The organism is Massilia sp. 01N417 (assembly GCF_056399645.1).
Genome location: NZ_JBFTRS010000040.1, coordinates 1 through 14179, shown reverse-complemented (window position 1 = coordinate 14179; position 14179 = coordinate 1). Strand labels below are relative to the sequence as shown.

The window sequence follows — 14179 nt, the reverse complement described above, 5'->3', positions numbered from 1 at the left end:
AGTCGGTACCACCCCTTCCCATCCCGAACAGGACCGTGAAACGACTTTGCGCCGATGATAGTGCTGCAACCAGTGTGAAAGTAGGTTATCGTCAGGCTAATTATTCGCAGAAGCCCGCTCAGTTGATACTGAGCGGGCTTTTTGCTTTTCTAGCGTGTGATTTTCGATCGCACCTCGATTCTTCAATAGCGGATCACGCTGCCTGCATCGTGCGGCCGAACGACAGCTTGTCCCACATGCGGTCGTGCAGCGGCATCAGGATCACATTGCAGACCGGCTCTAGCACCGCCGCCAGACCGCCGAGCGCGGTCGACCCGGTTGCGTAATACAGCACCCCGAAGGCGACACCCATGTGCATGGCGCCCAGGCTGAGCTTCTCGGCCGTGAGCAGCAGGTAGCGCCGCTGGCCGCTGGCACCATGCAGGCAGCGATGCCAGGCTTTTTCATGGACAGGCACCAGCAGGACGTTCAGCAGCGGTTCGATCAGTACGGCGATCCCGCCCAGCGCCATCGAACTCGTTACCGCGTAGGCGATCGCGAAACCGATCGCCAGGTGGGTGATGACTTGACTGCCTTTGCGTGCCACTGCCATGGGAAACTCCTGTCGTTCTCTACTGTGTAGGGAATGATAGCGATTCTCATTTATTCAGTAAAATCGATAGATTTTAGCGATGTGATAGAAGGAGTCTATCAAGCAGTGGGGCCGCCGCATCCGCGATCCGGTCCAGGCTGGCTTCGCGCAGGGCCGCCGCGTCGACGGCGTGTTCGCTGTCCAGTCCGGCCCAGCGCAGCAGGGCGGCGCAGGCGGCGGGATGGTCGAACATCCCGTGCAGATAGCTGCCCAGCACCTGGCCATCGTCCGAACATGCGCCTTCGCCGCGGCCGTCGATCTCGAACGCCGGCCGCGCCAGTGCGGCGCCGCTCGACACCCCCATGTGAATCTCATAGCCTTCCACCGCGGCGCCCGCCGCCGCCGGATCGAAGACGCAGCGGCCGCCCACCCTGGCCAGGCGTTTGTCGCGTGTGAGCACGGTGCCCAGGTCGAGCAGGCCGAGCGCGTCGGATCGGCCGGCCTCGCCTTCGACGCCGTCCGGATCGTCGACGCTGCGTCCCAGCATCTGGAAGCCGCCGCAGATGCCGATCACCTTGCCGCCATAGCGCAGGTGACGCTGGATGGCCGGCTGCCAGCCGTGCCGCTGCAGCCAGGCGAGGTCGGCGCGTGTGTTCTTGCTGCCGGGGAGGACGATCAGGTCGGCGCCCGGAATCGCCTCGCCCTCGCGCACGAAGCGCAGGTCGACGTCGGGGTGGGCGCGCAGCGGGTCGAAGTCGGTGTGGTTGCTCATCCGCGGCGTGCTCGGCACCACCACGCGGAATTTACCGTCGCGCCGGGTCACGCCCTGCACCGCGTCTTCCGCATCCAGGTAGAGCCCGTGCAGATAGGGCAGCACCGCCAGCACCGGCTTGCCGGTCTGCTGCTCGAGCCATTCGAGGCCCGGTTCGAGCAGTGCGATGTCGCCGCGGAAGCGGTTGATCACGAAGCCGGCGATGCGATTGCGCTCGCTCTCGGACAGGCAGGAGAGGGTGCCGACGATGTGGGCGAACACGCCGCCGCGGTCGATGTCGGCCACCAGCACCACCGGGCAGTCGACGGCTTCGGCAAAGCCCATGTTGGCGATGTCGCGGTCGCGCAGGTTGATCTCGGCCGGGCTGCCGGCGCCCTCGACGATGATGCTTTCATATTGGGCCAGCAGCCTCGCATGCGATTCCAGTACCGCACCCATCGCCACCGTCTTGTACTGGTGATAGTCGCGCGCGTTCATCTCGGCACGCACGCGGCCGTGGATGATGACCTGGGCGCCGATGTCGCTGGAGGGCTTCAGCAGCACCGGATTGAAATCCGTGTGCGGCTCGACGCCGGCGGCGATCGCCTGCAGCGCCTGGGCGCGTCCGATCTCGCCGCCGTCCTTCGTGACCGCGCTGTTGAGCGCCATGTTCTGCGGCTTGAACGGCGCCACCTTCACGCCGGATCGCTTCAGGAGCCGGCACAGGGCGGCCACCACCGTGCTCTTGCCGGCGTCGGAGGTCGTCCCCTGTATCATCAGGGTCCGGTAGGGGAAGGGCTTCATTTGGTCCGGTGCTGGCGCGCCAGTTCGAGCTTCTCGCACAGCATTGCGGCCCCTAGAATCATGCGCGGGCCGGAGCGGTTCATCAGGTTGCCGTCGATGGTGAACAGGTTATCGTTGCGCACCGCCAGCAGGGTGCCGTAGGGCTTCCACATGTTCACGCCGCCGTAATTCTTCTCGGCCGTGGCGAAGATCGCTTCCGGATTCTCCTGCAGGACGCCTTCCACGCTGACCACCGGCGCCGTCACCGACAGTTTGGCGAAGATGTTTTCGCCGCCGCACAGGCGCAGCGCGTCGCTGACGATGTGCTTGCCGCTGAGGGTGTACAGCGGCTTGTCCCAGACCTGGTAGAAGGTTCGCACCGTCGGACGGTTGGCATAGCGGCTGCGCAGGCTGGCCAGTTGCCGGTGCAGCTCGGCGGCGGCCGGATTGGCCACCTTCTCGGTGCCCATCAGCTGGCCGAGCCTGGCCAGGCTTTCCGGAATGTCTTCGAGCTTGACCGGCTCGCTGTGGTAGATCGGCACGCCGAGCTTGCGCACCATGTCGATCTGGCGCTCCGAGCTGCCGTGGCGCCAGACCACGATCAGGTCGGGCTTGAGCGCCATGATGCGTTCCAGGTCGACCTCGCGGTTGGAGCCGATCTGCGGGATCTTTTTCGCTTCTTCCGGGAAGTCGCTGTAAGAGACTACCCCGACCACATGGCTGCCGCCGCCGGCCGCGAACAGCATTTCGGTGACGTGCGGGGCCAGCGAGATCACGCGCTGGGCCGGCTTCTGCAGGGTAATGGTATTGCCGTCGTCGTCCTTGACGGTGACGGCGGCCTGGACCTGGCTTGCCGCCAGGGCGGCCAGCAAGATCAGTGCTTTCGAAGTATTCATCGTTGCTTCCATTCTTGAAGTGCGTGTTCGATACGGTCCCAGTCCTTTTCCCGGGCGGGCAGGCCGAGGCGAATGCCGCGCGCCGCCTGGCGGAACAGGCGCACCCAGATCGCGTGGCGCGCCATATGTTCATGAAATTCCTCGGGGTGTCGTTCCGTCCACCAGTGAAACAGCGGCGTGCCGGACGCCTTGATGCCGTAGGCCGCGAGCAGTCCGCGCAGCCGCGCACCGTCGCGCGCCAGGCGCTCCTGCGTCGCCTGCTGCCACGCCGCGTCGCCCAGCGCCGCCAATGCCACCTGCTGGGCCGGGCCGCTGACCGTCCAGGGCCCGAGCAGGTCCGCCAGCGCCGCCAGCAGCGGAGGCTCGGCCGCCACGAAACCCAGCCGTAGTCCGGCCAGGCCGAAGAACTTGCCGACCGAGCGCAGCACCACCAGGCCCGGTTGGCCGGCGTGCGCGGCCACGCTCAGTGCCGGCGCCGTGTCGCCGAAGGCTTCATCGACCACCAGCCAGCCGCCGCGTGCGCCCAGCTCCGAGGCCCAGCGCAGCAGCGTGGCCGGCGGGACCACGTCGCCGGTCGGATTGTTCGGGTTGCAGACCACGACCACGTCGCTGTTCACCACCGCGGCGTCGAGCATCGGGTAGCCGGTCAAGCGCAAGGTGTGGCCGTGCTGTGCCCAGTGATGGGCATGCTCCGCATACGAGGGCGCGGCCACCGTCACCCGCGACGGTGGGCGCAGGCGCGGCAGGGCCTGGATCGCGGCCTGGGTGCCGGCCACCGGCAGCAGGGCGCGGGCACCGTACCACGCGCAGGCAGCATCGACGAGCGCCGGATCCGGTTCCGGGAGGCGCTGCCAGGCGTCGGGCGGCAGCGCCGGCGCCGGATAGCCGGCCGGATTGACGCCGGTGGAGAGGTCGATCCAGTCCTCGCCGCCAAAGCGCTGGCGGGCCTCGCGCAGGTTGCCGCCGTGTTCAAGCATGCGGCGCTCCGCTCTGCCAGAAGACGGCGCCGAGGCCGAGCGCGGCGACCGTCCACAGCAGGGTGGTATGGAAGACCAGGCGCCAGGCGCGTCGGATATCGCCCGCGGCAGCGGCCGGGCCGCTGCCCAGCACCGGCCGCTGCTCGACCTCGCCGTCATAGACCGCGGCGCCGCCCAGGCTGATGCCGAGGGCGCCGGCGCCGCTGGCCATCACCGGGCCGGCGTTCGGGCTGCTCCATGCAGGCGCCTGGGCGCGCCAGCAGCGCAGCGCGCGCCGGCGACCGGCGGCTGGTGCCAGCAGCGCATACGACAGTGCGGTCAGGCGCGCCGGCACATAGTTCAAGGCGTCGTCGATGCGCGCGGCCACGCGGCCGAACAGATTGAAACGCGTATTCCGGTAACCCCACATCGCGTCCAGCGTGTTCGCCAGGCGGAACAGCAGGGCGCCGGCGCCGCCGCCGACCAGGAACCAGAACAGCGTGCCGAACACGGCGTCGTTGCCGTTCTCGAGCAGCGATTCGGCGCCGGCCTTCGCCAGGTCGGCTTCGCTCGCATCCGTGGTGTCGCGGCTGACGATGCGCGAGGTCAGCCAGCGTGCGCGCGCCAGGTCGCCGCTCGCCAGCGCCTCGTGGATCGGCAGCGTGTGGTCGCGCAGGCTGCGCAGGCCGAGGCAGAGGTAAAGCAGGATGGCATGGCAGGCCAGGCCAACCGCGCCTCCGGCAGCGCACAGCCAGGCGGCGATGCAACTAGGGGGCAGCACCGCCAGTGCCCAGCCCAGCGACCCGCGCGCGATGCGCAGGCCGCCGGCGTTCAGACGCCGCTCCAGCCACTGCGCCAGGCGGCCGAAGCCGACCAGCGGATGCCAGCGCCGCGCCTCGCCCAGCAGCAGGTCGAGCGCGACCCCGGCCGCCAGCAGCAGCGCGAGCGTGAGCGGCGCCAGTCCGCTCAGCACGGCGATCCCTTCAGGGCCAGCGGCAGGCCGGCGGCGACGAACAGCACACGCTCGCAGCGCGCCGCCACTTCCTGGTTCAGGCGGCCGGCTTCGTCGACGAAGCTGCGCGACACCGCGCCAACCGGCACGATGCCCATGCCGACCTCGTTCGAGACGAAGATGACTTCACCGGCGGGCGCTTCGTCCAGCCAGGCCAGCAGGTCGGAACGCTCCCAGGTGAACAAGGGTGGCAGCTCGACTTTTCCGACCTCCGGATAGTCCTGCTGCGTCGAAAACATCAGGTTGCTGAGCCACAGGGTCAGGCAGTCGACCAGCACGATGCGGTCCGGCGCACACATGCGGCGCAGGGCCTGCGCCAGCGCGGCCGGCTCCTCCACCGTCTGCCAGGCTTCGGGGCGGCGTTCGCGGTGGTGGGCGATGCGCGCCGCCATCTCGGCGTCGCCGGCATGCGAGGTCGCCAGGTAGACCACTTCCTTGCCGGATTCGCGCGCCAGGCGCTCGGCCAGGGCGCTCTTGCCGGAGCGGGCGCCGCCGAAGACGAGGGTACGGCTCATGGCGCCTCCTGCGTGAACAGGGCGGCCGCGGCCAGCGGATTGGAGGCGAAAAAGCCGTGGAAGTAGGATGCCGTCAGCGAGCCGTGCCGGTACACCGCTTCGCCGCGCAGACCCGATGGCTGCTTGACCGTGTACGCGACCGGTTCGAGGTCGGTGTCCATCGTCGAGTAATGGAAGGTGTGGCCGCGCAGCTCGCCGGCGGCGGTCGGCATTTCCTGCGATCCGAGCCCGGCCAGGCGTTGCTGCACGACGACCCGGCCGGGCAGCACGGCCGGCATGGCCCAGCACTGGCCGTCCTTGTCGGTGATCGATTCCGCGACCGCCATCATGCCGCCGCACTCCGCCAGGATCGGCAGGCCGGCGGCGTGGATGGCGCGGATCGAGTCGCGCCAGGGCGCCGCCCGCGACAGGGCTTCCGTATGCAGTTCCGGATAACCGCCCGGCAGCCAGACGGCGTCCGTCCCCGGCGGTACGGGCTCGCCGGCCAGCGGCGAGAAAAAGCGCAGTTGCGCGCCGAGGCTGCGCAGCACGTCCAGGTTGGCGGGATAGATGAAGCAGAAGGCGGCGTCGCGCGCGATCGCCACCGTCTTCCCGGCCAGCACCGGCGGAATCGCTTGTTCCGGATCGGCGTGTTCCGGCAGGCGCGGCGTGATCGCCTGCCAGGCCTCGGTGTCGAGATGCAGCTGGTCGGCCAGTTCGTCGAGGATGGCGTCGATGTCGTCGACTTCGCCCGGCAGCACCAGGCCCAGGTGACGCTCGGGCAGGCGGCGCGCTTGTTTCGGCAAGGTCGCCAGCAGCGGAATGCCGCGCAGCGAAGCCGCCACCATCTGGCGATGGCCCTCGCTCGCCACGCGATTCGCGACCACGCCGGCCATCTGCACCGGACCGTAGTCGCGCAAGCCCAGCACCACGGCGCCCGCCGTCTGCGCCATGGCGGAAGCGTCGATCACGGCCAGCACCGGGATGTCGAAGGCGCGCGACAGGTCGGCGGCCGAGGGCTTGCCGTCGTACAGGCCCATCACGCCTTCGATCAGCACCACGTCGACCTCGCGCGCGGCTGCCGCCAGGCGGCGCCGGCACTCCTGCAGGCCGACCATCCACAAATCAAGGGTGTGCACGGTCGCACCGCAGGCGCGCTCCAGCAGCATCGGGTCGATGAAATCGGGGCCGCACTTGAAGACGCGTACGCGCTGGCCCTGGCGGACCAGGCCGCGCGCGAGGGCGGCAGTGACGGTGGTCTTGCCCTGGCCGGAAGCGGTGGCCGCCACCAGCAGCATGCGTGCGCCGGGATGATCCATCACCACTCCGTGCCGGCCTGCGCCGCGATGCCTGCCTTGAAGGCGTGCTTGACCACGTTCATCTCGGTGACGGTGTCGGCCACCTCGATCAGTTCGGGCGGCGCCGCGCGTCCGGTCACCACCACGTGCTGCATGGCGGGGCGGTCGAGCAGGTCGGCGATCACCGCGTGCACGTCCAGGTAGCGGTATTTGAGGGCGATGTTCAACTCGTCCAGCACCACCAGGCCGACCTCCGGATCGGCCAGGAAGCGTTTGGCCTGCTGCCATGCTTCCTCGGCCTTGGCGATGTCGCGTTCACGGTTCTGGGTTTCCCAGGTATAGCCTTCGCCCATCGCGTGGAAGCTGACCTCGTCGGGAAAGCGGCGCAGGAATTGTTCTTCGCCGGTCGACATCGCGCCCTTGATGAACTGGACCACGCCCACCTTCATGCCGTGGCCCAGCGCGCGCACCGCCATCCCGAAGGCGCTCGAACTCTTGCCCTTGCCGTTGCCGGTATTGACGATGATGATGCCGATCTTCTTGTCGGCGGCCGCGATCTTGGCGTCGATGACGGCCTTCTTGCGCTCCATGCGCTGGCGGTGGCGCTCGTTCAGCGCAGTAGTAGCGGAAGCAGTGTCTTCAGGAGTCATGTCGTTCATGGTGGTCTTCGAAAGGAATGAAGATGCGGCGGCCGCCGTGTTCGATCATCTCGATCGGGTGGCCGAGGTAGTCGCCCAGCACGGCCGGCTGCATCACCTGCGCGACCGGTCCGGCCAGCCAGCCGCCGTCGCCGCGCAGCAGCAGGGCGTGGGTGGAGATGCCGTAGGCCAGGTTGAGGTCGTGGCCGATCATGACGACCGTCTTGCGCTCGCGCCGGCACAGGCGCGCAAGCAGGCCGGTCACGCTCACCTGGTGCGCCAGGTCGAGCGCATTGGCCGGCTCGTCCAGCAATAGCAGGGACGTGTCCTGGGCCAGCAGGGCGGCGATCGCGACGCGCTGGCGCTCGCCGCCGGACAGGGTGCGCACGTCGCGCCGGGCCAGGTGCTCGACTTCCATCGCCGCCAGGGCCTGCAGGGCGGCCTGGTGGTCGTCGCTGCCTTCCCAATAGCGGTTCGCATGGTAGGGGTGGCGCGCCGACAGCACGGTGTCGATCGCGCTGTAGGCGAAGGCGTCGGTGCGCGACTGCGCCAGGTAGGCGCGCCGGCGCGCCAGCTCTTCCAGCGGCCAGTCGTCCAGCACGCGGCCGTCGAGCCGCACCGTGCCCTGGTTCGCGCCGCGCAGCCCGGCCACGGTGCGCAGCAGGGTGCTCTTGCCGGCGCCGTTGCGGCCGATGATGCTCCAGCATTCGCCGGCCTGTACGGCCCAGTCGAGGTCCCGCACCAGCGTGCGGTCGGCCACCTCCAGCGTGAGTCCTTCGGTCGTAATCATCTTATTTTCGCAGCTGGTGCAATTGGTACAGGAAGACCGGCGCGCCGATCAGGGCCGTGATGGCGCCGACCGGCAGCTGGGTCGGGGCGATCACGGTGCGCGCCAGGGTGTCGCACAAGACCAGGAAGCTGCCGCCCAGCAGCACGGCCGAGGGAATCAGCACCCGGTGGTCCGGACCGAAGGCGAAGCGGCAGGCATGCGGCACGATCAGGCCGACGAAGCCGATCGAACCCGCGTTCGTCACCGCGCTGGCGGTCAGCACGCCGGAGACGAAGAACAGGCCCTTGCGCAGCCGGCCGACTTCGATGCCGAGCGTGCGCGCGGTATCGGCATGCAGGGCCAGCACATTCATCGCGCGCGCATTGCGGAGGGCAAAAGCGAGGCCGCCGGCCAGCACGATCCAGGGCAGTACGCGCAGCGGCGTGCCGGCCAGGTCGCCGATCATCCAGAACACCATGTTGCGCAGGGCGCCTTCGGGTGCGATCGACAGCATCAGGGTCACCAGGGCCATGCAGGCCGACATCAGGATGACGCCGGTCAGCAGCAGGGTCGAGGTGCCGCCTTCCGCCGCCACGCCGCCGCGCATGTCGCGCCGCGCCAATAGATACAGCAACATCGACACCGCCACCGCACCGAGCAGGGCGGCGCCGTCGACCACCACCGCCGCGCACATCATCAGGAGCGCGAACAGGGCGCCGACCGAGGCCCCGGCCGAGATTCCCAGTACATAAGGATCGGCCAACGGGTTGCGCAGCAGGGCCTGCATCATGATGCCCGCCAGCGCCAGCGCGCCACCGGTGACGAAGGCCGTCAGCGCGCGGCCTGCGCGCAGCGCCAGCAGCGAAGCCGCCAGCGTGTCCTGGCGGCCGTGCAGCACCTGATCCACCGCGTCCGGCAATTCCGCCAGCCCGACCGTGACCGAACCCGTGGTGCCGGAGAACAGCAGGCAGGCAAGGGCGGCCAGCAGGAGCGAGCCGACGATCATGGTGGTGCGCTGGCGCGCGGCGGAATGATGAAGTGGATGCATGCTGGCTTGATGAGTGAATTAACGGATACCGTAGCGCAGCGCGGCGAACCAGCTGCGTCCGGCCGTGCCGTAGTTGCGCGCCAGGTCGTAGCGCTTGTCCGCCGCATTGTCGAGGCGCAGCAGCACCGACCAGTCGCGCGTGAACCGCCATGTAGTGTACAGGTTCAGCAGGCCGTAGCCACCCAGGCGATTGAGGTTGGCGGCGTCGTCGAAGCGGCTGCCGGAGGCCTGCAGCTCGGCGCCGAGGTCGAACTGGTCGAGCGCGTAGCCGGCCGTCAGGCTGGCGTGGCGGCGCGAACGGCGCGCCAGTTGCTTGCCGGTGGTCTCGTCGCGCGGATCCTGGAGGTCGACGCTGGCGCGCAGGTCGAGGCCATGGAGGCGTGTCTCGGCCGACATCGTCAGGCCTTCGAGCAGGGCGTGGTTGACGTTGTAGGCGCAGCTGCCGGTGCGGCCCGGGCAGGGATTGAGCGTCACGATCATGTCGGTCAGGCGGTTGCGGTAGTAGTTCGCCTGCAGCTCGGCGCCGGCGACCTGCCAGCGCAAGCCGGCCTCGGCATTGCGGCCCTGTTCCGGCTTGTTGGTCGGCAGGCCGTAACCCGGGTAGTACAGCTCGTTGTAGGTTGGTGCGCGGAAGCTGGTGCCAACGCTGGCGGTGGCGCGCAAGTCCTTGCTGAACTCGAAGCCATAGCCGGCCGCGCCGGTGGTCTTGCCGCCGTAGACGGAATGGTCCTTGCGCAGGCTGAGATCGAGCAGGTGGCTGCCGCGGCGCATATCGTAGGCGGCGGCGACCGAGTCGGTGATGCGCGAACGGTTCAGGGCCGTGCTGGAGCTGGACAGCACCTCTTCCTTGCGGTGGCCGAACAGGACCTGCAGGGTATCGCCGTCGAGGTCGAAGGTATTCTGCCAGGTGGTTTCATCCTGGCGCGTATCGATCTGGCTGGCGCCGCTGGCGGCCGCGCTGGTAAAGCTGCCCAGCCTGTCGTTCGAGCGGGCGGCCTGCAGGCTGCTGCGCCAGTTCGGCAGGATGTGATCGTTCAGGAACACCGCATAGCTGTCGATGTCCTGCTCGCTGTGGGTGTCGTAGCTGGAGGCGCCGCTGTCGTATTGCGCGCGCAGGCGGCTCTTCAGGAATTGCGCGCCCACTTCGTGTCCCGGCGCGAGCTGCAGGGCCAGGCGCCCGTTCACGCTGTTGCGGGTGTAGCCGTCGTCGTCCTTGTTGTAGCTCGACGAGCCGGAGCGGGTGGCCGAGAAACCGCTCGAATCCTCGCGCGCTCTGCTCAGGGCGTAGCTGACGCTGTGTTCGCCGCCGGTGGAACCGTGCACGCTGGCGTCATACTGGCTGGTGCCGTAGCTGCCGCCGCCGGCGCTGGCGCTGAAGGCAGGCATGCCCGCGCTCTTCTTCGTGAAGATCTGCACCACCCCGCCGATCGCGTCGGCGCCGTACAGGGAGCTGAGCGGGCCGTAGACGATCTCGATGTGGTCGATCGAGGACAGCGGGATCGCATTCCAGCTGGCGGCGCCGGTGGTCGAGGAGCCGATGCGCACGCCGTCGATCAGGACCACGACCTGGTTGCTGTTGGCGCCGCGCAGATAGACGCTGGTGCTGGCGCCCGGGCCGCCGTTACGCACGATCTCGATGCCGCGCTGGCGGCGCAGGAGGTCGGCCACCGAACCGGCGCCGGCACGGGCGACTTCGTCGCTGGAGATGACGGTAACGTCGGGGATCACCTCGTCGGCGCGCTGGGGCGTGCGGGCGGCGGTGACGACCACGGTCTCGAGCGCTGGATCGGCGAGGGCGGAAATCGAAGGCAGGGCAAGGGTGAGGGCGAGCAGGGGCGCGGCCGCCTGCCGTGAAACGGGAAAGCTCATGACGTTGTTTTTCTTTCGTGGACAACCGGCCGACGTCCCCGTAGGCCAGATTGAACAGAAACGCCGGCAAGCCGGTCGCTTCCACCTTTTGGCCGGTATCCGGGCTGGCAAGTGTGGCCGTCTGACCTTCCCATGCTTGCGCACAGTGGTATGAGAAGACGGTTGCCGCATCAGCTTTCGCGTCATGCGGCACTTGCTTACCGTTGCGGGGGCAGCACACGTCGGCTCGTTCAAGGAGCTTCGTGTTTCCCGTTTAACTGCGCCTGAGAACACAGGCGCGAGCACCAAAACGCCGACATTATACGGCCAATAGCCCGTCGTGTTGTCAAACTTCCAGCGTGACGACTTCGCCGTAAGCGATGCGGTGCGGCCTGCGGGCGGCGTTCAATGCGGCTTCGTCGAGGCTCCCGGCGTCGCGCATGGCGCACAGGAGACGGATGGTGCCGGCATGGCAGACCAGCAGCGCTTCGGCATCGCCGGCCTGGCGCAGGTCGTCGACGAAGGCCGCCACGCGGCGCGCGACGTCGAGCACGCATTCGGCACCGCCGGGGCGGTAGTGGAGCAGGTCGGCGGCCCAGGCGTCGACTTCGTCGCGCGGGATCGCGTCCCAGGGCTGCAGCTCCCAGCGGCCAAAATCCATCTCGGCCAGGCGCGCATCGAAGCGCAGGCCGTACGGCTGCAGGCGCCGCGCCAGCTCGGCGCAGCGCCGCAGCGGACTGGCAATCACCGGCAACTGCCCGGGCAGGCCGGCCATGCGCAGGCTGGCATGCACGCGCGCGAGCTCGGCTTGCGTGACCGCGACGTCGCTGGCGCCGTAGCACAGGCCCTGGCCGACCTCGGGCTGAGGATGGCGGACCAGGTAGAGTTTCACCGTTCAGGTCCAGGCGCCATGGCCGAGGGTGGCCAGCACGCCCACGTAGATCAGGGCCTCGGCCAGCTGCTGCACCGCGCCCAGGCAATCGCCCGTATAGCCGCCGAGGCGCATGTGAAGCTTGCGGCCCAGCCAGAAGGCGGCCAGCAGGGCCGCCAGCACGGCCGCCAGCACGGCCGGCGATGCGATCCAGCCGCTCGCCAGCAGGACCGGCACCGGCAGCAGGGCGGACATCGTCGCGATCGCGAATTCGGCGCCGCTCATCTGCTGGGCCAGCGGCTTGGCCTTGCCTTCGCCGCGCACATAGTCCAGCTTCCAGATCAGCGAAGCGGCGGCCAGGCGCGACAGCGGGTGAGCGAGGAACAGGGCGCCGACCGCCACGCGCGGCGGCAGCATCGCCAGCGCCGTCAGCTTGGCGGCCAGCATGCAGACGATGCCGATCGCACCGTAGGCGCCGACCCGCGAATCCTTCATGATCTCGAGCACGCGCTCGCGGGTCATGCCGCCGCCCAGGCCGTCGCAGGTATCGGCGAAGCCATCCTCATGGAAGGCGCCGGTCAGGTAGATCGAGGCGGCGGTCGACAGCACGGCCGCTACCGGCGCCGGCAGCACGAGGGCGGCGGCGAAGTAGACCCCGGCCGCGATGGCCGCGACCACGCAGCCGACCAGCGGGAAGTAGCGCGAGGCGTGCTGCAGCCAGCTGGCTTCGAAGCCGACCCAGGATGGAATCGGCAGCCGCGTGAAGAACTGCAGTGCGATGAAGAAGAGGCGGACCTGCTGCATCTTGGTGTCTTTATTCGGCGGCGGATTTTTCGCTGACGCTGGCGGAGGAGAAGGTCGCCATCTCGTTCAGGAAGTTGGCGGCCGCGTGCAGCAGCGGCAGCGCGAGCGCAGCGCCGGTGCCTTCACCCAGGCGCATCCCCAGCTGCAGCAAGGGACGGGCGCCCAGCTGTTCCAGCATGCGGCGGTGGCCGGCTTCGTCGGAGCAGTGGGCGAACACGCAATAGTCGAGGATGGCGGGCGCGATGCGGCTGGCGGCGAGCAGGGCGGAGCTGACGATGAAGCCGTCGATCAGCAGGGTCTTGCGCATGGATGCCGCCTGCAGCATGGCGCCGGTCATCATCGCGATCTCGAAGCCGCCGAAGGTGGCCAGCACGCCGAGCGGATCGCTCACGCCCGCATGGCGTTCGACGGCTGCCTCGATCACTTGCTGCTTGCGCAGCACGCCCTGCGGGGACAGGCCGGTGCCGGCACCGACGCAATCCGCGACCGCTACGCCGGCCAGCTTGTGCATCAGCGCGGCGGCGGCGGTCGTGTTCCCGATGCCCATTTCGCCGAAGCCGACCACATTGCCCGGCAGCCCGGCCACCAGGGCCGCGCCATGTGCCATCGCCGCCGTACATTGTTCGGCCGTCATCGCCGGTTCGAGCGCGAAGTTGCGGGTGCCATGGGCGACCTTGCGGTCGAGGAGGCCGGGGCGGGCGCCGAAGTCGTGATTCACGCCGGCATCGACGATATATAAGGCGGCACCGTTCTGGCGCGCGAATACATTGATGGCGGCGCCGTCGGCGAGGAAGTTCTCGACCATTTGCCAGGTCACATCCTGCGGGTAGGCGGAGATGCCTTCGGCGACCACGCCGTGGTCGCCCGCGAACACGATGATGGCCGGCCGGTCGACCGATACCGCGACGGTCTGCTGGATCAGGCCGAGTTGCTTTGCCAGGCTTTCCAGGGCGCCGAGGCTCCCGAGCGGCTTGGTCTTGTTATTGATCGCATCGTCGAGTCGGCTGGCGAGTTCTGGATTGGCGGTAGCGGTAATGGAAGGCAGGCGCATGCTGGCGGGGAGTGATAAAAGCGGCAAAGATAGCATACGGGCAAGCGTTGCAGACTGCAGGCGGCTTTGCTATAGTTCGCGTCCTGCTTCTGCAGCGCACCGTCGAGATTCAACAACGAGTGCACACTGCGAAAAAGGATGAGTTGACGAGGTAAGCGAAACACGGCATAATCTCACTTCTCTGCTGCTGACGAACAAAACGATTCGCCGGATGCAGCAAGGCAGTACCGAATACGATCTTTAACAATCAACAGTCGATAAGTGTGGGCGTTTGATGAAGTGCCAGYAYCCTTYGGGGTGCTGAATGCTTAAATTATCAAATGTTCACAAAAAGTATAACGTTGCTCAGCAATGAGTAACGGTCAGTATTTTGAGTGGGCGACATGACA

At 68.1% G+C, this 14179-nt stretch carries 14 protein-coding genes, 1 rRNA gene and 1 riboswitch; of the genes, 1 reads left to right on the top strand and 14 read right to left on the bottom strand.

The annotated features are described in order from the left end of the window. Positions 1 to 97, top strand: a 5S ribosomal RNA gene (rrf, locus tag AC1DOQ_RS26435); the annotation flags it as partial. 96 nt (positions 98 to 193) lie between these two features. Here the strand turns inward: rrf and AC1DOQ_RS26430 are convergent. From AC1DOQ_RS26430 to cobT, 14 genes are all read right to left on the bottom strand, one after another. Next, positions 194 to 592, bottom strand: a complete 399-nt coding sequence (locus tag AC1DOQ_RS26430) for a DUF2061 domain-containing protein (protein WP_477371233.1) — start codon at positions 590 to 592, stop codon at positions 194 to 196. Between the two features lie 73 nt (positions 593 to 665). Continuing rightward, a complete protein-coding gene (locus AC1DOQ_RS26425; RefSeq protein ID WP_477371230.1) occupies positions 666 to 2126 on the bottom strand; it encodes a cobyric acid synthase in 1461 nt (486 codons plus the stop codon). Continuing rightward, positions 2123 to 3001, bottom strand: a complete 879-nt coding sequence (locus AC1DOQ_RS26420) for a cobalamin-binding protein (protein ID WP_477371227.1) — start codon at positions 2999 to 3001, stop codon at positions 2123 to 2125. Before AC1DOQ_RS26420 ends, AC1DOQ_RS26425 begins: the two co-directional genes overlap by 4 nt. Further along, on the bottom strand, positions 2998 to 3978 hold the full coding sequence (gene cobD, locus AC1DOQ_RS26415; RefSeq protein WP_477371224.1) for a threonine-phosphate decarboxylase CobD: 981 nt from the start codon (positions 3976 to 3978) through the stop codon (positions 2998 to 3000). The genes AC1DOQ_RS26420 and cobD overlap by 4 nt, the downstream gene beginning before the upstream one ends. Beyond that, the gene (gene cbiB / locus AC1DOQ_RS26410) at positions 3971 to 4930 is read right to left on the bottom strand and encodes an adenosylcobinamide-phosphate synthase CbiB (RefSeq protein ID WP_477371222.1); all 960 of its coding nucleotides are present in this window, start codon (positions 4928 to 4930) and stop codon (positions 3971 to 3973) included. Before cbiB ends, cobD begins: the two co-directional genes overlap by 8 nt. Beyond that, entirely contained in the window at positions 4924 to 5484 is a 561-nt protein-coding gene (gene cobU, locus AC1DOQ_RS26405) for a bifunctional adenosylcobinamide kinase/adenosylcobinamide-phosphate guanylyltransferase (RefSeq protein WP_477371219.1), read from the bottom strand. Before cobU ends, cbiB begins: the two co-directional genes overlap by 7 nt. Beyond that, entirely contained in the window at positions 5481 to 6782 is a 1302-nt protein-coding gene (locus AC1DOQ_RS26400) for a cobyrinate a,c-diamide synthase (RefSeq protein ID WP_477371217.1), read from the bottom strand. The genes cobU and AC1DOQ_RS26400 overlap by 4 nt, the downstream gene beginning before the upstream one ends. Beyond that, the gene (gene cobO, locus AC1DOQ_RS26395) at positions 6782 to 7420 is read right to left on the bottom strand and encodes a cob(I)yrinic acid a,c-diamide adenosyltransferase (protein ID WP_477371214.1); all 639 of its coding nucleotides are present in this window, start codon (positions 7418 to 7420) and stop codon (positions 6782 to 6784) included. The genes AC1DOQ_RS26400 and cobO overlap by 1 nt, the downstream gene beginning before the upstream one ends. Then, the gene (locus AC1DOQ_RS26390) at positions 7401 to 8189 is read right to left on the bottom strand and encodes an ABC transporter ATP-binding protein (protein ID WP_477371211.1); all 789 of its coding nucleotides are present in this window, start codon (positions 8187 to 8189) and stop codon (positions 7401 to 7403) included. The genes cobO and AC1DOQ_RS26390 overlap by 20 nt, the downstream gene beginning before the upstream one ends. A 1-nt stretch (position 8190) precedes the next feature. Beyond that, positions 8191 to 9216, bottom strand: coding sequence for a FecCD family ABC transporter permease (locus AC1DOQ_RS26385; protein WP_477371208.1), 1026 nt, complete (start codon positions 9214 to 9216; stop codon positions 8191 to 8193). 18 nt (positions 9217 to 9234) lie between these two features. Next, positions 9235 to 11085: a TonB-dependent receptor plug domain-containing protein gene (locus AC1DOQ_RS26380; RefSeq protein WP_477371205.1), complete on the bottom strand. Its 1851-nt coding sequence runs from the start codon at positions 11083 to 11085 to the stop codon at positions 9235 to 9237. Between the two features lie 73 nt (positions 11086 to 11158). Beyond that, positions 11159 to 11389: riboswitch (cobalamin riboswitch) on the bottom strand. 21 nt (positions 11390 to 11410) lie between these two features. Then, positions 11411 to 11956, bottom strand: a complete 546-nt coding sequence (locus AC1DOQ_RS26375) for a histidine phosphatase family protein (protein WP_477371202.1) — start codon at positions 11954 to 11956, stop codon at positions 11411 to 11413. 3 nt (positions 11957 to 11959) lie between these two features. Further along, positions 11960 to 12739 (bottom strand): adenosylcobinamide-GDP ribazoletransferase, encoded by a 780-nt coding sequence (locus tag AC1DOQ_RS26370; RefSeq protein ID WP_477371199.1) that lies wholly within the window; start codon positions 12737 to 12739, stop codon positions 11960 to 11962. Positions 12740 to 12749: 10 nt separating this feature from the next. Then, positions 12750 to 13790, bottom strand: a complete 1041-nt coding sequence (cobT, locus tag AC1DOQ_RS26365) for a nicotinate-nucleotide--dimethylbenzimidazole phosphoribosyltransferase (RefSeq protein ID WP_477371196.1) — start codon at positions 13788 to 13790, stop codon at positions 12750 to 12752. Positions 13791 to 14179: the final 389 nt, after the last annotated feature.